Raw genomic sequence first — 19,256 nt, forward strand, 5'->3', positions numbered from 1 at the left:
TCCGCACCAGAGAGCGCGAAAACACATGTTCGACAGCAACAATCTGTCGACCACCGCTGATCCGCACCGGGCGGCCTCGGCAATGGTGGTGGTCGGCACTGACGGCACCGAGGGCGCGAACCTCGCGGTGCGCTGGGCCGCCGAAACCGCGGCCCGGCGCGGGCGGGGGCTGCTCATCACACATGGCCTCGATCTGAGCGCGGTGCCATCGGCGCTGCATGGCCACGGCGTCGCGTTGCCGTCGTTGCTTGACGAATTCCGGGCCCGAGGTATGCGTCTGGTCGCCGCGGCGCAGCAGCTCGCGCACGATATCGCCCCGGCGGTGACCATCACCACCGAGGTCTCCGAGGCGAATCCGGCGGAGCTGCTGGTTCGGCACTCGCGCACGGCGCACATGGTGGTGCTCGGTGTCACGCCGGGTGTCGGCCCCTTGCGTCATCTCGGCTCGACCCTGCTGGCTGTGGTCCCCCACGGACGGGGTGCTGTTGTGGTTGTGCGCGCAGCGGATCCGGCACAACCGCCGCGGATCGGCGGTCCTGTCGTGGTAGGAATCGACGGCGGCGTGGTCGGTGAGGCCATCATCGGCGCGGCCTTCGCCGAAGCGGCCGACCGCGATGCCGACCTGGTCGCGGTGCATGCTTGGAGCGACCTCGACTTCGCCGAGTTCGCCGGATACGACTTCCTCGATATTCCCGACGAGAACATCGCGACCGCGGAGACGGCGCTGCTGACCGAACGACTCGCTGGCTGGCAGGAGAAATACCCGGACCTACGAGTGACCCGTGAGGTCTACCCGTCCGACGCCTGGACGCACCTCATGGAGTGGTCGGAGAAGGCGCAGCTGGTCGTGGTCGGCAGCCGTGGTCGCGGCGGATTCCGCAGCCTGCTGTTCGATTCTACCAGCAATTCGCTGGTAGAGCACGCATTTTGCCCAGTGATGGTCGTGCATCCGGATTAGGTGGTGACAATGTCGAACTCCGATGATCCCTTCGCCCATGCCATGCACACCGCGCATGTGTGGCTGCGCCGCATCACCGACGATCTGGCGACCGACGACCGTGCCTTCGCCTACCGAGTTACCCGTGCTTGGCTGCACACCGTGCGCGACCGACTAGAGGTGGCCGATGCCGCCCACCTGAGCGCGCAGCTGCCAGAATTGCTACGCGGCATCTTCTTCGCGGGCTGGGTACCCGGCAAAGTGCCGGTCTCGCACCGTGTTTCGGAGTTCATCGAGGACGAGGCTGTCGGTCTGGCTTGGTTGGTGACCGACGCACTGCGCGACCTCTGCTCACCGGGCCAGTTCGATCGGGTTGCCGCAGTACTTCCAGCCGATCTTCGTGACGTGCTGTTCGGTGTCAACACCGGCCCCTTCGATGAGGGCACGGTCGACAACGGATGAGCGCCGCCGCGTGCTGACCAGCCGTTGGTCCCTGCGTGCTTCGCGACGGGCGTGATCAGCACGTAGTGGCTGGTGAGTCGCACTCGCGCGACGATTTATCAGCCGCGGGTGGATGTATTGCGATCGCGGGGCGCCGTGAGCGGGGATGCGGCGTCCTGACGCGGTATAGTGGCACGGGCCAGCAATTCGGCGATGCCCTCGCGGATTCCGTCGGCGATTAGATCGATATCCGGTGTGGTGTCGTAGTCGCCGGTGATGCCGAAGGCCAGGTGGTCGCCGTAGCTGAGGATGGCGATGGCGGTCCGCAGCCGCATCGCGATCGGCACACATGGCAGCAGTTCCAACACCTTCGCGCCGTACACGGTCAGTTCTCGCCGCGGGCCGGCGACATTGGTCGCCAGCGCACCGACGCCGCGCTGAGGGAAATGCGCCGCGAGCCGTACGGCCCAGGCAACGGGGGCAAACGGGAGCCGCCCGGCCATCGAAAGCAGCGAATTCTCGGCCTGCGCCGTGCCGCTCGACTTGTGTGCGGTCATCCGGTCATGGATTCGGCCGAGTCGTTCGATCGGGTCGGCAATATCGATCGGCAGCTGCGGCAGCATGGCCGAAATCCGGTTGTCGAGTACGTATTTCGCATCCGTCGGACGCATAGACACCGGCACCAGGATACGGAGTTTATCGCCGGTGGGTTCCTCGCCGCGGCGCAAGAGCAGACGACGGTAGCCCGCGGCAACCGCGGCGAGCACGATGTCGTTGACGGTCACGCCGAATGCCGCGCCGACTTCGCGTACTTCGGACAGCGAGGTGCGCACGGCGACATAGCGGCGCTGGCGCCCGATGGGACCGTTCAGCGAGGATCCGGCGGCCGGGCTGATGGTCGCGATCGCGATGGGTGCGAGGCTGCGCAGCGCGCCGACCACGAAACGCGGCACGTCCAGTGGCATGCGCAGGGTTTTGGTCGCCAACTCGAACCATCCGGGCGCAGTGCGGTTTTCGTGGTTCTGCTGCGGGTTGTCGGCCGGTGTGTCGTCGGCATCGCGGTCGCAGAAGCTCTCGAGCAGCGAGATCCCCGATACACCGTCGACGAGGCTGTGGTGTGCCCGCACGATCAGCGCCCATCGGTCGTCGGCGAGATTTTCCACAACGGTGCACTGCCACAGCGGATGGTCCCGGTCGAGCCGCTCCGCGAGTTCGGTCGCGATCAGCTCGAACAGCGTCTGCGCATCACCCGGCTCGGGTAGCGCGGCCCACCGGATATGACGCGCCACATTGAAATTCGGATCGTCCTCCCACGCCGGTGCGGCCAGATCCAACGGTGTGCGCCGGACCCGCTGTCGTAGGCGGGTGTTGTGTGCCAGCCGTTCAGTCAGCGCCCCGGTGAATTCGGCTCGTTTCGGTACCGCACCGGAAATGATTGCGACCGCGCCGATTCCGAGGCTGATATGCCGGTCGGAATCCTCGAGTTCGATGAATCCCGAATCCAGCGGGCGTAATTCGGTCATGTTAGGTCCCGTCATGAATCCTGTCCGACCGGGCGGCTCATCCCGCGCCATTCCCGGTCCAGCGCCGCATAGCGGGCGGTGCGCAGTAACCGGCCGGTGCCGTAGCCCAAAAGGATCGCGCCACTCCAGATCACGACGAGCACCGTCGTGCCGATGCCGACGCCACTGTCGGCGGCGTTGATAGAACGCACCGGTGGGGTGGTCGCGTTGCCAGCGCCGTCGAGCCACACTCGGATCTCCTCGCCCGTCGCGGACTTGCCGGGCACCTCGGTGGTCGTCGTCCCGGAGCGGCCGTTCTGATCCCAACGCACGGTCGCTTCGAATCGTTGGGTGGTCGCCCCGTAGGCATCTGCCATCACGATCCGCTCCGGTTCCGTCGTGATTGTCGCGGGCACAGCGACTTTCGTCGCATTCTCGACTCGGATCCGGTTCGCGGCGGCGGTGTAGCCCGCAGTGCCCGCCGCGGCCGCGACCGGCACTGCGACGAGCATGACAACGATCGCGAACAGCCACACCAATGCCTCGACTCGGTCCGATACCCGCATCAGTGAACTGGTGCGCCACGGTCGTCGCCGCCACAATCGGGTCGGTAAGGACGGGTACTCCGACATTGTGATCACCTCGCACCCTGTGTCGTGCTGTCCGCCTCGGATATCGGTTTCGCTCCCGGGCACGGACGCGATAGCCCATACCGCACTATGGCGAAGCTCAGTACGTAGGCGCCGGTAAAAGTCAACTGATAGATCGCTGTCGCGTCCTCACGTTCCAGCGAATCAGGTAGTGCGCGATACCACCGGCCATCGATCCACACCGACAGTGGCCAGGGGGTAGCGATATGATGACCCGAACGCCGCGCTTGATATCGCAGCTGGCACAGGTTGTGCCGCAGTCCGTGGGCAAACGGGGAGCGCAGTGCCGACGACATCACCGATGAGCCGAATCCCGGCGCCTGGTATCGAGTCGTGGCGATCGTCATTTACCAATCGTTACGCCATAGCATGGTGCGGCGACAGGACCGAATGGCACCGACTCCGCAGCCGTTATCCCCTAAGAATTGCGCCGCCGGTCACGGGACCGGACCGCACGATCCAGGGGCTTGAAGCGACGCCACGGGGCCGTCGGTCTCACCCGGCATCCCGGAGGTCTGCTACCTGATGGATCCGCACTCATTACGGAGGCCATGAGAGGGGCGGATCCCGACAAGTTGTGCGGCTACTCCGTGATACACCCGGCGACCAGGCCGGGCGGCGGCGTGCTTACACGCCGGAGATATCGCGCCGATCGAATATCGGCAAGGCGACCAGTAGACACCCGATTCCTACGAGCGCGAGCCACAAATACGCCAGCGGCAGACCCGCGCCCAGCGGCCCACCGTCGATCGCCTGGTGGAACGGTGACCACGGTCCGTATGGTCGCACCGCCGCGACCAGCTTGCTCGTCATGTACAGCACATAGGCGGCGACCGCGAGCACCGCCGCGGCGACCGATGCCATAGACCGCCGCCCCGTCGCCGCACCGACCGCCGCGGCGAGCAACCCGAACTCGATGCCGAGCAGCGCCATCGACACCGCCCCCGTCGCGGCCGCGCCGATCGACACCCCGAGTCCGAAGATCGCCGAGGCCACTACGGTCGAACCGAACAGCACAATGCCGAGCGCCCCCACCGACGCGATCACCACGGCCGCTTGCTCGAGCGTCAACCGAATCGGTGAAACCCCGTTGACCAGAAGCACTTCCAGCGTGCCACGTTCCTCTTCACCGGCGATGCCACGCGCCCCGCGGCCGATGGCGAACACGAGGAACAGGATCGGCAGCAATATGCTGAACAGTTCGCCGTTCAGAAATCCGGTGCCGGTGAAGAATTGGTCCAAGTTGAACAGTTTGCGAATTGGCTCCGGGTAATTCGTCAAGAACCCCCGGACACCGGACATATTCGAAAACGACGGCCAGACGGCGGATTCCAACATCACCAGCGTGACGATGCCGATGCTCCAGCCGATCAGCCCGCGCCGTTGATCGCGCAGACATTTCGTGAATACGGTGCGCAACATGGTGTTTCAATCCTTTCCGTAGTAGGCGAGGAAGATTTCCTCGAGATCCGGCTCGCGACTGACGATGTCGGTGACGTCATACGGTGCGACCGCACGCAACAGGTCCGCGGTCGACCCTTCGATCTCGATATGCACGGCCTTGGTGTGGAGCCGTACCGTCCGCACCCCGTCGATATGGCGCAGGGTGGCGAGATCCGGTGGTGTGCCTGCGAAGACAAGGTCGATTCGCCGCAGCAGGCGCGCGGTGAGGTCGGCGATCGCACGCGCCTCCACAAGCCGTCCTTGCCGCAGGATCCCGACGGTATCGGCCACCTCTTGAACCTCCGACAGCACATGCGAGGACAGAAAAACCGTCCGTCCCTCGTTCCTGACCTCGCGCAACAGGGTGTGGAATTCGTGCTGGACCAGCGGATCCAGGCCTGCGGTGGGTTCGTCGAGGATGAGCAGGTCGGGTTCGGCCATGAACGCCTGGACGATCCCGACTTTCTGTCGGTTGCCGTGTGACAGCGCACCGATCCGTGTCGAGGTATCCAATCCGAGGCGTTCCGCGAGGTGATCACGCACCTTCCGGTCGACGCTGCCGCGCAGGTGCGCGAGATAGCTCAGGTACTGCTCGGCCGTCAGATCCGGGTAGGCGACGAATTCGCCCGGGAGATAGCCGATCCGGCGTTGAGCCGCAGCCCGATTCCGTACTGTGTCCGCGCCGCCGATCGCTGCCGTCCCGCGCGTCGGTCGCAACAGACCCGCCAATATCCGGATGGTGGTCGTCTTACCCGCGCCATTGGGGCCGAGGTAACCGAAGATGACTCCGGCCGGGACTTCGAGGTCCAGGTCCACCAGCGCCGACTGGTTGCCGTAGCGCTTGGTCAAATCCGTGGTTCGGATGGCCGGCGGCATGGGTACCTCTTCGATCGGGACCCGCCTACAGCGGGCGCACCACGTTATCCAGTGGGCGTCGCGGGGTGAGTGGTACCTGTGCGGCACTTGTCGCGGCCCAGCCGATTCGAACGATCAGCTGTGGGAAACCGCTGTCGGACAAGACATCCGCGCGCACCAGGTCGCGAGTGTCCGGCAATTCCATTGGTTCGGTGAGCGGGCAGGTGGCCAACCCGAATGTGGTGGCGGCCAATAGCACCGCGCTGGTGGCCTCGCCCGCACGCAACCGGGACAGCGGATCGTCGGCGCCGGTGTGCACCAGCAGCAGCACGCCGCGGTCATCGAGATCGTGGATTACCGCCTCGGTCAGCTCGGGACTGCGGAATTCGCGGGTCAGTGGATCCGTCGCGGTGACAGCGTCACGGGCGGGTACGCCCTCGGGCGTGACATGCCGCCCGCTCCACAGCGCAAGTTCGGTCTGGTACCTCGCGTCGTCACGATGCAGGCGGGCGGCATCCTGAAATGCCTGTACCAGCCGCGTCCGGGTGCCACCGCCCGCGATCTCGTGAACCAGCGCACCCTCCGCAGTCCCCGCCTCGATGATGTGCCGAGTATGTGTGGGCGGGACCTCCCATGAGGTCACGCGCCGCCGATCGGTGCGGCGACGGGTGATGGCTCTCGCCGTCGCGATGACGTCGGAGGTGGGCGTGGTCGCGGTGAATTCGATGGATGCGAGGTGTTGCTGCTCGGCCGGGTTCGGGAACCGGTGTACCACCGTATGCCAACCGAACGACCTCGCCGCCACTCGGAAATGATGCAGCGCCGCCCCGCAGCTGAGCAGCAGATCTCGCCGATCCGGGTCGGCCAGCGGCAGCTGTCGAGTGTCGTCGGCGTACAGGTGCACCGTGCGGTCACCAATTCGCCACTGCCACGGCTGAGTGTTGTGTACCGACGGCGCGCGCACAGCCAGCGCCAGCGCGGACCGCACGGTATCGGGATCGGGATGTGCTTGGGCCATTGCCTTTCCTTAACTAGTGGCCATGACTTCCTGGCGGACAGATGCTGATCCCACTCTCTGTTGCGGGCCTGGTCGCCGAATAGGGGAATTAGTTCCTGCGGCCAGGTCTTTCGACCTCTCCCACTGGTACGCCAGGATCGGATTATGTCGAAGGATGCGGTAGACCTTGTCGCGAAGTTGTAGTTGTTCTCCGAGCACTGGTCACCAAAGGTTGTGGCTCGGCTCAACGACTACGGGATCAAAGTCGTCAAACTCGAAGGTGAGTTCGTGTGGCACAAGCATGATGCAACCGATGAGCTCTTCTTTGTGGTCGAGGGCGAACTGACTATTCGGATGCGTGACGGCGACGTCCGAGTGCGGCCAGGCCAGTTGTTCGTGGTGCCCAGGGGTGTCGAACACTGCCTTGTGGCTGAAGGGGAGGTGCACGCGATGCTGATCGAACCCGCGGGCGTTCAGAACACCGGCGGTGCTGGTGGCCCGCTGACTGCAGAGTACGACGACTCACTCGCCTGGCAAGAGGAAGCTTCACGCTGCTTCTGCCCTGACGCGATCCCGGTAGGGCTGCTTGGTTTTGAGCATCGCGTAGAGGACGTCGCAGCGTAGTCGAGCCAGGCAGATCAGGGCGGCGTTGTGTTTCTTGCCTTCGGCGCGTTTGCGTTCGTAGTAGGTGCGCGAGGCTGTGTCGTGCAGCGCGGCGAACGCGGACAGGAACAGCGCCCGTTTGAGTTTGATCAGCGAGCATCTCCTCGATATCGGCGGCGACTTAGTGCGGATGCCTTCCGGTCCGCCGCAGCGGGACAGGATTTCCAGCACAGCCGGGTGGGCGACGCGGGGCCCGAGGACGCGTTCGAGGGCGGGGTGGATGCTGGTGAGCAGCCCGCGGATGCGGTTGCTGGTGCGGGTCGCTTCACCGGCGAGGTCGTCGTCGAACCCGACCAGCACACCGAGCTCGGTGAGGGTTTCATCACCGGTGTCCACGCGGCGCAGGGTGTGGGGCATGGTGCTGGTGGCGTCGGCGATGATGTGGGCGTCGCGGGCGTCGGTTTTGGTACATCGATGCCGCAGAACACGGTATATGCTTGTGCCACTTACTGTTTCCTCATCGGGTTCGAAGCGCTGCGGCGGTCGCCGATCGAGGCGTCAACGCCCGGCACCCACGTTGCGAAGAGACCTGTGTATCGGCCCTGTCCCCATCAGCGGTCCGTCGACGCCACCAGGTACCCGGCGACACCCCCGGATCATGAGTGCGGAAGTCATACCGGCCTGGCGACCGTGGACCCGGTATCGGGCCCACGAACAAGGTAACGGGGGAGATCAGGGTCCAAAGCCCTCACCGGCATGGTTCCCCTGTCACCGGGTGACGGATGGGTACGTCCTCTAGATCGGCACCACAGGTAGGGACTTGTGGACCTTGCCGGGCCGGTGCGCCGGGGAGCACGCTGGGTCAGTGCAGGCTATGCAACCGTCGGGGCCAGTGATCGATGCTCGTCATTTCGATGCGGTGGTATTCGATATGGACGGCGTCCTCACCGATACGGCCGCGATCCACGCCTCCGCGTGGACAGAGATATTCGATCGGTTTCTCGAGGCTCGAACCCCACGTCCGGGTGAGAATTGCGCGCGATTCACCGAGTCCGACTACGAAGACCATGTCGACGGCAAGCCCCGCTACGACGGTGTCGCGGATTTCCTTGCCGCGCGTGGAATTTCGATACCGCGCGGGCTGGCCTCGGACTCCGGTGACACGACGACGATCTGCGGCCTGGGTAACGGGAAGGACGAGCTGTTTCTCGGCCGGATCGCCGAGGGCGATGTGCCGGTGTTCGACACCACGGTCGCATTGGTACGGCAGTTGCGCGCCGCGGGCGTGCGGACGGCGGTGTTCTCCGCCAGCCGCAACGCCGCATACGTGCTCGATGCCGCGGGCATCGGTGACCTGTTCGCGGTCCGGATCGACGGGATCGTGGCCGAAGAACTCGGATTGGCGGGCAAACCGGATCCGGCGACGTTGACCTGCGCCGTGGCTCGCCTCGGTGTTGAACCCGAGCGGACCGCTGTGGTCGAAGATGCCGAGGCGGGGGTCGCCGCCGGACGTCGGGGCGGGTTCGGTCTGGTCATCGGCATCGACCGGACCGGGCAACCGGGTCGCCTGCTGCGATCGGGGGCCGATGTTGTCATCGATGACGCCGCCGAGGTCCGGGTGCGCAGTGGCTTCCGGCGGATGTCGGAAGTCGCCGACGCATCGGCCTGCTGGACGTCGATCGCCGACGTCGTAGAGGACCAACAGGTGGCCGTGCTGCTGGATTTCGACGGCACCTTGTCCGAAATCGTCGCCGACCCAGCCGCAGCGGTTCCTGTCAAGGGAGTCCGGGAGACGTTGGCCAGGCTCGCCGCATGCTGCCCGGTCGCGATTCTCAGCGGCCGCGATCTCACCGATCTGCGGGATCGCGTCGCAGTGGCGGGGATCTGGTACGCGGGTAGCCATGGGTTCGAGCTGATCGCACCCGACGGCACCACCCATGTTCACGACGCGGGCCCGAAAGCGGAGCAGGCGCTGAGCCGGGCCGCTGACGAACTGGCCGACGGGCTCGGTGCGATCCCCGGAGTCCTGATCGAACACAAGCATTTCGCGGTTGCCGTTCATCACCGCAATGTCGCCGACGGGTCGGTCGCGACGGTCGTCGCCGCGGTCCACGAGGTGGCCCGTGCCCATGGGCTGCGGGTTACCGGCGGCCGTAAGGTCACCGAGCTGCGCCCGGACATGGACTGGGACAAAGGACGAGCTCTGAGCTGGATCCTGGATCTCATCGCGCATCCTGCTGTCCCGATCTATCTGGGTGACGATCTGACCGACGAGGACGCTTTCGACGCGATCGACGTCGCGGGCATCCCGATCGTGGTCCGCCACGACGATATGGGGGATCGTCGGACCGCGGCCCGCTTCGCGCTCGACGGCCCGACTCGCGCCGGGGAACTGCTGGGGCGGGTGGCCGATCTGCTTACCGGCGAAAGCGTCTGGGCGGCAGCAAGTTCCTGGCTGTTCACCTATAACGGATACGATCCGGCGACCGAGAAACTGCGCGAAGCGCTGGGCGCGGTCGGTAACGGCTACGTCGTTTCCCGGGCCTGCGCGCCCGAATCCCGTGCAGGCGACCACCACTACCCGGGCACCTACATCGCCGGGATCTACAACCGGCTCACTGACCAGATCTCCGGTCGCACGGTCGACAACGAGAGCCTGGTGAACCTGCCGAACTGGTTGCCGCTCACCTGGCGTCGGCCCGACAGTGAGTGGTTCGACATCGACGCGGTCGAATTGCTCGACTACACCCAAGAATTCGACCTCCTCCGGGCGGTACTCAGCCGACGGCTACGCTACCGCGACGGCGCGGGCCGAATCACCGCTGTGACGCAGCAGCGCTTTGCCGCGATGCACTCGCCGCACGCATGCGCCCTGCGCACCACGATCGTCGCCGAGAACTGGTCCGGTCCGCTGATAATCCGCTCCGGAATCGACACCGCGGTGCGCAATACCGGGGTCGAGCGATACCGCGAGCTGTCGAGCGAACATCTGGTCGAGCTGCGAACATCCACACCCGCTCCGGGCACCGCACTGGCTGTAATGCAGACCAATCAATCGCTGCTGCCCCTCGCCGTCGCCACCCACACCGCGATCGTCGTCGGCGGTGCGCGCGAGCACCCGCATTCCGATGTGGTCGATACTGCCGGCGTGATCGGCCACGACATCCGACTGCGGGCCGAAACCGGGATCGAGATCGTCATCGACAAAACGGCGACGCTGTTCACCGGCCGCGACCGCGCCATCTCGTCCCCCGGCGAGGCGGCGCAGCGGTTGCTCGGCGATCTCTCCGGCTTCGAGGTCCTGCTGGCAGGGCACGTCGAGGCGTGGGAACATATCTGGCGGCGATTGCGTATCGATCTCGACGGCAGCGAAGACGCCGTGCGGGCCCTACGCCTGCACGTGCTCCATCTGGTGCAGACCCTGTCGGTGCACACCGCGGACCTGGATGCCGGGGTTCCGGCGCGGGGCCTGCACGGTGAGGCATACCGCGGGCACGTCTTCTGGGACGAACTGTTCGTGTTGCCGGTGGTCAGCCTGCGGATGCCGCAGCTGTCGCGGGAGTTGCTGCGGTATCGCTTTCGTCGGCTGCCCGAAGCCCGCAGGGCCGCACATGATCTCCAGTGTCGCGGTGCGCTGTTTCCCTGGCAGTCGGGCAGCGGCGGGCGCGAGGAAAGCCAGCGGCTGCACCTGAATCCGCGATCGGGGCACTGGAATCCGGACCCCAGCGCGCGGGCACATCACGCCGGGCTCGCGGTGGCCTACAACGTGTGGCATTTCTATCAGGCCACCGGTGATCATACGTTCCTCGCCGACTACGGCGCCGAACTGCTGGTGGAGATCGCAAGATTCTGGGCCGATGTGGCGGTCTACGACCCGGTGGGGGATCGGTATCACATTCGCGGCGTCATCGGCCCCGACGAGTTCCATTCCGGCTACCCGGGCGCGCCCGACGACGGAATCGACGACAACGCCTACACCAACATCATGGCGGTCTGGACGATCCGGCGAGCGCTGGACGCGGTGGAGCTGCTGCCGCCTCGGGTGCGGGCGGAGCTGCTCGACGAGCTCGGCGTTGCCGCAGCCGAGCCGGCGCACTGGGCCGAGGTCGCCGCGCGAATGTTCGTACCGTTCCACGACGGAGTGATCAGCCAGTTTGCCGGGTATCACGAACTGGCAGAACTGGATTGGGACGACTACCGCCGACGCTACGGTGATATCCGGCGGTTGGATCGCATCCTCGAGGCCGAGGGCGATGACATCAACAGATATCAGGCCGCCAAGCAGGCCGACGTGATCATGCTGTTCTACCTGCTGTCGGCCGACGAGCTACGGGATCTGTTCGCCGGAATGGGCTACCGATTCGACGGCCCCTCCATCCCGCGCACCGTTGACTATTATTTGGCCCGCAGCTCACACGGCTCCACGCTGAGCGCGGTCGTGCACGCGTGGGTGCTCGCGCGCGCCAACCGGGACCGGGCGATGGAGTTCTTCGACAGCGTGCTGGAGTCCGATATCGCCAATATCCAGGGCGGTACTACGGCGGAAGGAATTCATCTCGGTGCGATGGCGGGCAGCGTCGACCTGGTCCAGCGGTGTTTCACCGGCCTCGAAATCCGCGCCGACCGTCTCATTTTCGCGCCCGAGTGGCCGGCGAGATTGGGGACGCTGGTATTCGCGATGGTCTATCGCGGTCATCGACTGACCGTGCGTATCGACGCCGCCACCGTCGAAATTACCTCCGACGCGGATGGTTCCGCGCCGGTCATGCTCGAATGCCGTGGGTGCACAGTCGTTCTCGCGACCGGTGACAGCGTGCGCCTACCGACGAACCGACAGTGAATCGACGATCTGCCTCCAGTCGGCGCCGTCGTGCCGGGTCGAGGTGAACAGCTCGGCGCGACGAACGTCAGGTCGCTTCAGGCGTGCATCGTCACTAGGTACACCGGGTGCAGCCAGCTGAGTGTGTGTCATCGCCATCTGCCCCAGGACACAGCAGATCAGGATAATGTTGCTGACCACCGTGGCTGTTGCGGCGCGGCGATGGCCGGCCACCGCACGGCTCGACGTCACCGCCATCGGGATACCGATGGCGAGGATCAGCAGCATCGCACCGAGCAACGGAAAGTGCCAGGGAAGTTTGCCGGTGGCGACAGCGTCCGCACGGAGTTCGCCGGTCACCAATTCGGCGGCGCCGACGAATGCCCACCGTGTGACGGCGCCGGACATCAAACGCCAGCACCACATGCCGGGCCGCGAACCGGCGCCCGCGAATGATTCCCGCCATCTCGTGGCCTTGCGCATCCACCGAGCGCATCGAAAGGGCCATTGGTCCCGCACACTCACGACCGGCCGCCTGGTCCGCGCCGGTGCGCACCGACTGCCCGAAGACTCGTAGGACCGGTGACTTTCGGCCGTGCCCGTCCCGGCCGCCAGGAGTGATGCTGAATGCGTTATCGCTTCCAGCGAAGGGACATGACCGTGGCGGCTACGCATCCCGACGCCGAGATCTGTGGCGTTGCCGCGGTGCTGGTCTGGGCGATATCCAGGCTGCTCGGCGCCCGGTGGACGCGTGAATGGCGAATGATCAGCCGCCCCATAGGAACTCAGGAGAAACCGCCAGTAAGGAGAACGCCATGACCGAGCATCCGTCGACACCGCGGCGGTACACCGATCCACCGATCGTCACCGCGGTTGATGGTTCCGCGGTGAGCTACCACGCGGCGGCTTGGGCGGCCGCCGAGGCCGCTCTGCATGGCTGCCGTCTGCACCTGGTCACATCTATCGCGATCACCGGGGGATTCGGCGTTGCGCCCGTCATGACCGAGGAGGATATGAGCTGGCTTCGTATCAACGGCGAACGCATTCTGGTCGAAGCGGTCCGCATCGGCCGCGCTGCCGTTCCCGAACAAACACCGGTGATCACCACCGAGGTGACTACCGACTCGATCATCCCGCATCTGATCGACCGATCACACCAGGCCTGGATGATTGTCGTGGGCAGCCGCGGACTGGGCGCGATCCGGCGCGGACTACTCGGGTCGGTATCTTCGGCAGTCACCAGGCACGCCCACTGCCCGGTCACGGTTGTCCATTCGATCTCGGCAACCGACGCTGTCACCGCGGCGAAACCGGTCCTGGTCGGGGTCGACGGCACCGACAACAGCATGCCCGCACTCGAGCTCGCGTTCGAGGAGGCCTCGCGCCGCAAGGTCGGGCTGGTGGTGTTGCACGCATGGAGCGATCGCAGTAGCGGGCTCGGTTCGGCGATCGTCGGCTGGGAGGCGATCCGGGAATCCGAAGATGCCGTGCTCGCAGAGAGCCTGGCCGGATTCGCCGAGCGCTATCCGGATGTGAAGGTGCACCGGGCGATGGTGCTCGACCGGCCGGCGCGTTCACTATTCGATGAATCCGAGAATGCTCAGCTGGTCGTCGCCGGCAGCCACGGTCGCGGCGGGTTCACCGGCATGTTGCTCGGCTCGACCAGTGCAGCCCTGGTCCAATCGGTGGAATGCCCGATCACGATCGTGCGTTCGGAGTCTGCGACTGCTGGGAAGCAAGAGAATTCGTGATCAGATCAGCGGTGCCGACCAGCACAGCCGGGTGCCCGGCGCGTGGGTGCCACCCCTCAGCGGGCCCGCGCCGATAGAGAATCGGCCACCGAGTGATTGCGCCCGCTGGGCCAGGTTCGCCAGGCCGCTGGGGGTGATGTTCTCGCCGATGCCGCAGCCGTCGTCGGTGACCGTCACGGTCAAGTTGTCGCCGATGTCGATCTCGACATCGATCGTCGTCGCGTCGGCGTAGCGCACCGTGTTGCTGACCGCTTCGCGCACAACGGCTTCCGCGTGATCGGCCAGCTGCGGTTTCACCACCGACAGCGGCCCGGTTACGCGCAGCGAGGTGCGAATCCCGGTGTCGCCGCACTGCTGGCGGATCGCTTCTTCGATGCGCTGACGCAACCGAGTGCTGTTTCCCTGGCCGCCATGCAGATCGAAGATGGAGGTGCGGATCTCCTGCACCACATCCTGCAGACCGTCGATCGCGTCGGTGAGCCGCACCCGGACCTCCGGGACACGCGTGCGAGGGGCGGCGCCCTGCAGCGACAGACCGATGGCGAACAGCCGTTGGATTACGTGATCATGCAGGTCCCGCGCGATCCGGTCACGGTCGGTGAGTACATCGAGCTCACGGATACGGCTGTGCGCGGCCGCCAATTGCATCGCGAGCGCGACCTGATCGGAGAACGCCGCCGCCAGCCCCAGCATCTCGTTGTCGTAGGGGGCGGTGTCGTCCGGTCGTCCGGTGATCAGCAATCCCAGTGGTGCGTCTGGGGTGTGCAGCGGCACCAGCAGCACCGGGCCGGCGCCCGGGAACAGATGAGCGAAGTCCAGTTCGTGGACGTTGTCGAAACGCAGCGGGGTCCGTTCGGCGAACGCTTTGCCGATCGTGCCGGTCACCGCGAGCGATCGACCGGCTTCGGGAACCTCGGAACCCGAGGATTGGCTGATAAGCATTTCGGTGATCTCGTCGGCCGGAATATCGGGGTCCTCAACGATCGCGAGCAACACCCGATCGGATCGCGTCAGCACGCGCGCGTGGTCGACCAGATGTTCCAGTACCGCGTCCGAGTCGGTGGAGGCGAGGAATTCGGTAGTCAGGTCGCGGGTGGCCTCGATCCACGCCTGCCTGGTCTGAGCGGCCTCGTAGAGGCGGGCATTCTCGATCGCGATGCCCGCGGCGGCGGCCAGCGCCTGCACAATCAGCTCGTCGTCCTCGGTGAACAACTGGCCACCCACTTTTTCGGTGAGGTAGAGGTTGCCGAAGATCTCGTTGCGGATATGCACGGGCACGCCAAGGAAGGTTCGCATCGGGGGATGATGGGCGGGAAATCCCACCGAGGACGGATGGGTGGCCAGATCGTCGAGGCGGATCGGTTTGGGCTGGGTGAACAACATCCCGAGAACACCGTGGCCTTCGGGTAGGTCTCCGATCAGTGTGCGGGTGCGCTCGTCGATACCTTCGTAGATGAATTGCTTCAGGTGCTCGTCGTGACCGCGGACCCCCAGCGCGCCGTATCCGGCATCAACCAAGTTGATCGCGGCGTGCACGATCGTTCGTAGTGTTTCGTCGAGATCGAGGCCCGAGGTCACCGACAGCATCGCCTCGACCAGGCGGTCCATCCGGTCGCGGGAATCCATGATCTCGTCGACACGATCCCGGACCTCGGCGAGCAGCTCGCGCAGCCGTAACTGTGAGAGAGTGTCGCGCACCGAGTAGGAACCGGATCGAACTTCGTCGGCCATGTCGTCAATCCCTGTATTTCGATGTCTGTGTAGTCGAAACAATGGCATTTACGCTTGTCGCAAGACTACCGCTGCTGCCACCGGAGACGGCACCTATAAGACAAACGCGGCCGCGAACAACGGCGAAAGGCCCTAGTCTCCGGCCCTCGATCCAGCGGACCGTTGGAATGTGACTTTCGGACAGGCTCACAGGAGTTCACCACACGACAAGAGTCGTCGGCCGTCTCGTCCGGTGACGGTGCGCTGCGGCGCGTCCGCGGTCTCGCAACCTCGGATGGTGCGGATCAGGAAATGACCGGAAACCGCACTGCACCAACAGAGTTCGCCGGTCTGTCGGCCGCCGAAGCCGCCGCCGGGCGGGCGCGTGACGGTGCCAACGTCCTGCCGCAGCGGCCGCCGGTGCCGTGGTGGCGACGGGTGGCGGCGCAGCTGCGGGATCCATTGATCGTGGTGTTGCTGGTCGCGGCGGCGCTTACCGTCGTGGCCGGTGACTGGACCGACATGTCGGTCATCGTGCTGGTCGTGGTGGTCAATACCGCTGTCGGTGTCGGCCAGGAGGTTCGTGCCCAGCACGCCATCTCGGCCTTGGCGAAGTTGACGGCGCCGACGGCGTGCGTAGTCCGGGACGGCAGACAACGACAGCTGCCGGCCTCCGATGTGGTGGTGGGTGACCTGCTGGTCGTCGCCGAAGGCGATATTGTCGCCGCGGATGCGACCTTGGTGGAGGCGGCCGGTTTGCTGGTGGACGAGGCGGCGCTGACCGGGGAGTCCGTCCCGTCGGACAAATCGGTGACCGGTGAGTGCGGGCTGTCGGCAGGCACAGTGGTAGTCAAGGGCCGAGGCCGGGCGGTGGTGACCGCTGTCGGTGCCGCGAGCGCTACCGGCCACATTGCCGGGCTGCTGGACCGAGGCAGTCAGCCGACACCGCTGCAGCGCCGATTGGTCGATGTCGGGCGGCTGCTGGCCGGTGTCACGGTCGCGCTGTGCGCTGTGGTTCTCGCGCTGGGCCTTGTTCGCCATCAGCCGCTGGAACTGATGGTGGTGACCGCAATCAGTCTCGCGGTGGCGGCGGTCCCGGAGTCGCTGCCCGCGGTGGTCACTTTGGGCCTCGCCCTCGGAGCTCGTCGGATGGCCGCCCACCAGGCCCTGATCCGCACACTTCCCGCGGTCGAGACACTCGGGTCGGTGACGGTCCTGGCCACCGACAAGACCGGAACTCTCACCGAGGGGCGCATGGTCGTGCGCGAAACATGGACGCCGGTGGTAGACGCCGCCGTGACCGGTTTCGGGTGCAGGCCCGACAGACAACCACTCGTTGCCGGACTACCGCTGCACTCGGCTGAACGGACGGCCGTTATCGAGCTTCTGTCGGCAGCGGCGCTGTGCAATGATGCCCAGCTGTTGGCTCGGGTCACCGATGGCGCAGGCGCGACAGTGCTGGGGGATCCGACCGAAGCCGCATTGCTTTGTGCCGCAGCCGAATTCGGCATCGATCATCGCGACCTGATGGCCCGGATGCCGCGCATCGCCGAGCGGCCGTTCGACAGCGACCGCAAACGAATGACAACCGTGCATCGGCTGCCCGAGGGTGGCTATCGGACCGTGTGCAAGGGTGCTCCCGAAGCGTTTGTGGAACCCGATGTCGTGTACGACGATTCGGCATCGCTCGGCCGGGCGATCGACCGTGCGGACCTGTTCGCCCGCGATGGCTACCGAGTGCTGGCTGTAGCGGTAGCCGACCACTCGAGCCCGCCACCGGCCGGCGACGACCTCGAGCATGGCTTGCGTCTGCTCGGACTGGTCGCGATGCGCGATCCGCTGCGACCTGAGGCGTCGGCGACCATCGCGGCGTGCCGTCGTGCGGGCATCCGGCCCGTTCTGATCACCGGCGATCACCCCGGTACCGCTCGTGCGATTGCCGTCGAACTCGGCATCGCCGGATCCGGCGAGCGGGTGCTCGACTGCCGCCGCGCGATCGGCGACGACTTCATCACCGGGGCGGTGTTCGCCCGCGCGACACCGAGTCAGAAGCTGGAGATAATCGAGGCGCTGCACGACGACGGCCAGATCGTCGCTATGACCGGCGACGGAGTCAATGACGGACCTGCCCTGCGCCGCGCCGACATCGGGGTGGCGATGGGCACGCGGGGAACCGAAGTGGCGCGCCAGGCGGCCGACCTGGTGCTGGCCGACAACAACCTGGAGACCGTGGTGGTGGCTGTCCGGGAGGGGCGCCGGGTCTATGCCAATATCCGTCGCTTTCTGATCTACGGCCTGTCGGGTGGCGCCACCGAGATCGCGGTGATGCTCGTCGGGCCGCTGCTCGGACTCGCGTTGCCACTGCTGGCGGGGCAGATTCTGTGGGTCAACCTGCTGACCCATGGACTGACCGGCGTCGCTCTGGGCGGCGAGCCCGCAGATCCGGCATCGATGCGCCGGGGTCCGCGCCCGCCGGCGCAGAGCATCCTCGGCGCCGGGCTGTGGCAGCGGATACCTCGCATCGCGATCGTGTTGACCGCGGTCACCCTCGGGGTGGCGGTGTGGGGTTATCACACTGACCGGCCCTGGCAGAGCATGGCGTTCTTCGCCCTGGGCGTTACCCAGCTCGCGGTGGCGATGGGTTCGCGCTGCCGCCCGCGTTCGTTGGCCAACCCGATGCTGCTCGTCGCGGTCGCGGCAGCTTTCCTACTGCAACTCGCCGCGCTGTATCTTGTTCCGCTACAACATCTTCTGGGTACGCAGGCGCTCGGGGCAGGCGACCTGCTGGTGGTGACCGGTCTGTCGATCCTCGGCTACGCCGCAGTGCGTCTGGACCGCATCCGCCATCCGAGTCGAACCCGGTGAGTCCGAAGTCGACCGAGGTCATCGCGTAGATTGCGCGCTTTGCGACGGTGTCGGCGACACTGGCTGCCCGGCGTCGCGGGATTGTTCAGGGGTAGACGATGATGGACTTCGGCTGGGGCAGTCGCAGAGCACGTGCGATGGTCGCCGACCAATCAGAGATAGCACTCCAGTCTCTGAGGTCGCCGTAGCGTGGGCCACCGAACAACCGGTAGAGCGCCCGCGCCCGCAAGGAAACCCCGGCCCGTTCGTAATGCCCGGCGAAGGCTCGATATCCCTTCGGTGACACCGAATCGCGCAGTGAGGCAATATTTTGGGGAACCTTCCGGCCCAGCCAGCGCCCGATCGGCCCGCGCAGGGCCGGCCCGATTCCGACGCTGAAGATCCAGACCTCGGCGGCGGTGAGTTCGTTGGCGTGGGCGCGAACGAACTCAGACATTTCGGGTAGCACTTCGCGGTCGTGCACGGCGCTGCCGAGAATCACCGCATCGAAGCGCGACAGTTCGGGTGCGTGTGCGACATCGGCGACTTCGACGTCCGCGCGTCGATTGGCCAGATCGGCGCCGACGTACTCGGCGATCTCGCGGGTCGATCCCTGGCTTGTAGCGAAAATGACTGCGATGCGTGGAGTTTCGTGGTTCATATCCAAAGCCTGCGCTCGGCGGGCGCGTTCGGTGAGAGGCGTT

General features: G+C 65.8%; 15 protein-coding genes and 1 pseudogene. 6 read left to right on the top strand and 10 right to left on the bottom strand.

Going from position 1 to position 19,256, the window contains the following annotated elements:
• The first annotated feature begins 25 nt into the window (after window positions 1–25).
• Window positions 26–958 (top strand): universal stress protein, encoded by a 933-nt coding sequence (locus tag LKE06_RS15240; protein WP_227999579.1) that lies wholly within the window; start codon window positions 26–28, stop codon window positions 956–958.
• A 9-nt stretch (window positions 959–967) separates the two neighbouring features.
• The gene (locus tag LKE06_RS15245) at window positions 968–1,399 is read left to right on the top strand and encodes a DUF2267 domain-containing protein (RefSeq protein ID WP_227999580.1); all 432 of its coding nucleotides are present in this window, start codon (window positions 968–970) and stop codon (window positions 1,397–1,399) included.
• 98 nt (window positions 1,400–1,497) lie between these two features.
• Here the strand turns inward: LKE06_RS15245 and LKE06_RS15250 are convergent, their stop codons facing one another.
• The 6 genes from LKE06_RS15250 to LKE06_RS15275 form a co-directional block, all read right to left on the bottom strand.
• Window positions 1,498–2,916: a wax ester/triacylglycerol synthase family O-acyltransferase gene (locus LKE06_RS15250; RefSeq protein ID WP_227999581.1), complete on the bottom strand. Its 1,419-nt coding sequence runs from the start codon at window positions 2,914–2,916 to the stop codon at window positions 1,498–1,500.
• Window positions 2,913–3,512 carry an Rv1733c family protein gene (locus LKE06_RS15255; protein WP_227999582.1) on the bottom strand — a complete coding sequence of 200 codons (600 nt, stop codon included), beginning with the start codon at window positions 3,510–3,512 and terminating at the stop codon, window positions 2,913–2,915. The genes LKE06_RS15250 and LKE06_RS15255 overlap by 4 nt, the downstream gene beginning before the upstream one ends.
• A gap of 5 nt (window positions 3,513–3,517) precedes the next feature.
• Window positions 3,518–3,877 carry a hypothetical protein gene (locus tag LKE06_RS15260; RefSeq protein WP_227999583.1) on the bottom strand — a complete coding sequence of 120 codons (360 nt, stop codon included), beginning with the start codon at window positions 3,875–3,877 and terminating at the stop codon, window positions 3,518–3,520.
• Between the two features lie 280 nt (window positions 3,878–4,157).
• Window positions 4,158–4,952: an ABC-2 transporter permease gene (locus LKE06_RS15265; protein ID WP_227999584.1), complete on the bottom strand. Its 795-nt coding sequence runs from the start codon at window positions 4,950–4,952 to the stop codon at window positions 4,158–4,160.
• Window positions 4,953–4,958: 6 nt separating this feature from the next.
• Window positions 4,959–5,849: an ABC transporter ATP-binding protein gene (locus LKE06_RS15270; RefSeq protein ID WP_227999585.1), complete on the bottom strand. Its 891-nt coding sequence runs from the start codon at window positions 5,847–5,849 to the stop codon at window positions 4,959–4,961.
• Window positions 5,850–5,874: 25 nt separating this feature from the next.
• Entirely contained in the window at window positions 5,875–6,846 is a 972-nt protein-coding gene (locus LKE06_RS15275; protein WP_227999587.1) for an Acg family FMN-binding oxidoreductase, read from the bottom strand.
• A gap of 183 nt (window positions 6,847–7,029) precedes the next feature.
• Here LKE06_RS15275 and LKE06_RS15285 point away from each other — a divergent pair.
• Window positions 7,030–7,359: pseudogene (locus LKE06_RS15285) on the top strand (cupin domain-containing protein); the annotation flags it as partial.
• 12 nt (window positions 7,360–7,371) lie between these two features.
• Here LKE06_RS15285 and LKE06_RS15290 read toward each other — a convergent pair.
• Window positions 7,372–7,923 carry an IS110 family transposase gene (locus LKE06_RS15290; RefSeq protein ID WP_308188391.1) on the bottom strand — a complete coding sequence of 184 codons (552 nt, stop codon included), beginning with the start codon at window positions 7,921–7,923 and terminating at the stop codon, window positions 7,372–7,374.
• Between the two features lie 397 nt (window positions 7,924–8,320).
• Here LKE06_RS15290 and otsB point away from each other — a divergent pair, with 397 nt between their 5' ends.
• Window positions 8,321–12,268, top strand: coding sequence for a trehalose-phosphatase (gene otsB / locus LKE06_RS15295; protein ID WP_308188372.1), 3,948 nt, complete (start codon window positions 8,321–8,323; stop codon window positions 12,266–12,268).
• Here the strand turns inward: otsB and LKE06_RS15300 are convergent.
• A complete protein-coding gene (locus tag LKE06_RS15300) occupies window positions 12,248–12,730 on the bottom strand; it encodes a hypothetical protein (RefSeq protein WP_227999589.1) in 483 nt (160 codons plus the stop codon). The two genes, otsB and LKE06_RS15300, sit on opposite strands and share 21 nt — an antisense overlap.
• 332 nt (window positions 12,731–13,062) lie before the next feature.
• On the opposite strand from LKE06_RS15300, the gene LKE06_RS15305 reads away from it, so the two are divergent.
• Entirely contained in the window at window positions 13,063–13,998 is a 936-nt protein-coding gene (locus LKE06_RS15305; RefSeq protein ID WP_227999590.1) for a universal stress protein, read from the top strand.
• On the opposite strand, the gene LKE06_RS15310 is transcribed toward LKE06_RS15305, so the two are convergent.
• Window positions 13,999–15,729, bottom strand: coding sequence for a sensor histidine kinase (locus tag LKE06_RS15310; protein WP_227999592.1), 1,731 nt, complete (start codon window positions 15,727–15,729; stop codon window positions 13,999–14,001). It lies immediately after the preceding gene.
• Window positions 15,730–16,020: 291 nt separating this feature from the next.
• On the opposite strand from LKE06_RS15310, the gene LKE06_RS15315 reads away from it, so the two are divergent.
• Complete coding sequence (locus LKE06_RS15315; RefSeq protein ID WP_227999594.1) at window positions 16,021–18,573, top strand: cation-translocating P-type ATPase; 2,553 nt, start codon at window positions 16,021–16,023, stop codon at window positions 18,571–18,573.
• A gap of 85 nt (window positions 18,574–18,658) precedes the next feature.
• Here LKE06_RS15315 and LKE06_RS15320 read toward each other — a convergent pair whose 3' ends face one another.
• A complete protein-coding gene (locus LKE06_RS15320; protein ID WP_227999596.1) occupies window positions 18,659–19,213 on the bottom strand; it encodes a flavodoxin domain-containing protein in 555 nt (184 codons plus the stop codon).
• Between the last annotated feature and the right edge of the window lie 43 nt (window positions 19,214–19,256).

It is taken from the genome of Nocardia australiensis (genome assembly GCF_020733705.1).
In the GTDB taxonomy this organism is placed as follows: domain Bacteria; phylum Actinomycetota; class Actinomycetes; order Mycobacteriales; family Mycobacteriaceae; genus Nocardia; species Nocardia australiensis.

Coding starts and splice junctions, on each gene's coding strand:
- LKE06_RS15260 (WP_227999583.1), bottom strand. CDS start 3,877: ATGACGATCGCCACGACTCGATACCAGGCGCCGGGATTCGGCTCATCG.
- LKE06_RS15250 (WP_227999581.1), bottom strand. CDS start 2,916: ATGACGGGACCTAACATGACCGAATTACGCCCGCTGGATTCGGGATTC.
- LKE06_RS15265 (WP_227999584.1), bottom strand. CDS start 4,952: ATGTTGCGCACCGTATTCACGAAATGTCTGCGCGATCAACGGCGCGGG.
- LKE06_RS15310 (WP_227999592.1), bottom strand. CDS start 15,729: ATGGCCGACGAAGTTCGATCCGGTTCCTACTCGGTGCGCGACACTCTC.
- LKE06_RS15245 (WP_227999580.1), top strand. CDS start 968: ATGTCGAACTCCGATGATCCCTTCGCCCATGCCATGCACACCGCGCAT.
- LKE06_RS15270 (WP_227999585.1), bottom strand. CDS start 5,849: ATGCCGCCGGCCATCCGAACCACGGATTTGACCAAGCGCTACGGCAAC.
- LKE06_RS15240 (WP_227999579.1), top strand. CDS start 26: ATGTTCGACAGCAACAATCTGTCGACCACCGCTGATCCGCACCGGGCG.
- LKE06_RS15315 (WP_227999594.1), top strand. CDS start 16,021: ATGACCGGAAACCGCACTGCACCAACAGAGTTCGCCGGTCTGTCGGCC.
- LKE06_RS15305 (WP_227999590.1), top strand. CDS start 13,063: ATGACCGAGCATCCGTCGACACCGCGGCGGTACACCGATCCACCGATC.
- LKE06_RS15275 (WP_227999587.1), bottom strand. CDS start 6,846: ATGGCCCAAGCACATCCCGATCCCGATACCGTGCGGTCCGCGCTGGCG.
- LKE06_RS15300 (WP_227999589.1), bottom strand. CDS start 12,730: ATGCGCAAGGCCACGAGATGGCGGGAATCATTCGCGGGCGCCGGTTCG.
- LKE06_RS15255 (WP_227999582.1), bottom strand. CDS start 3,512: ATGTCGGAGTACCCGTCCTTACCGACCCGATTGTGGCGGCGACGACCG.
- LKE06_RS15320 (WP_227999596.1), bottom strand. CDS start 19,213: ATGAACCACGAAACTCCACGCATCGCAGTCATTTTCGCTACAAGCCAG.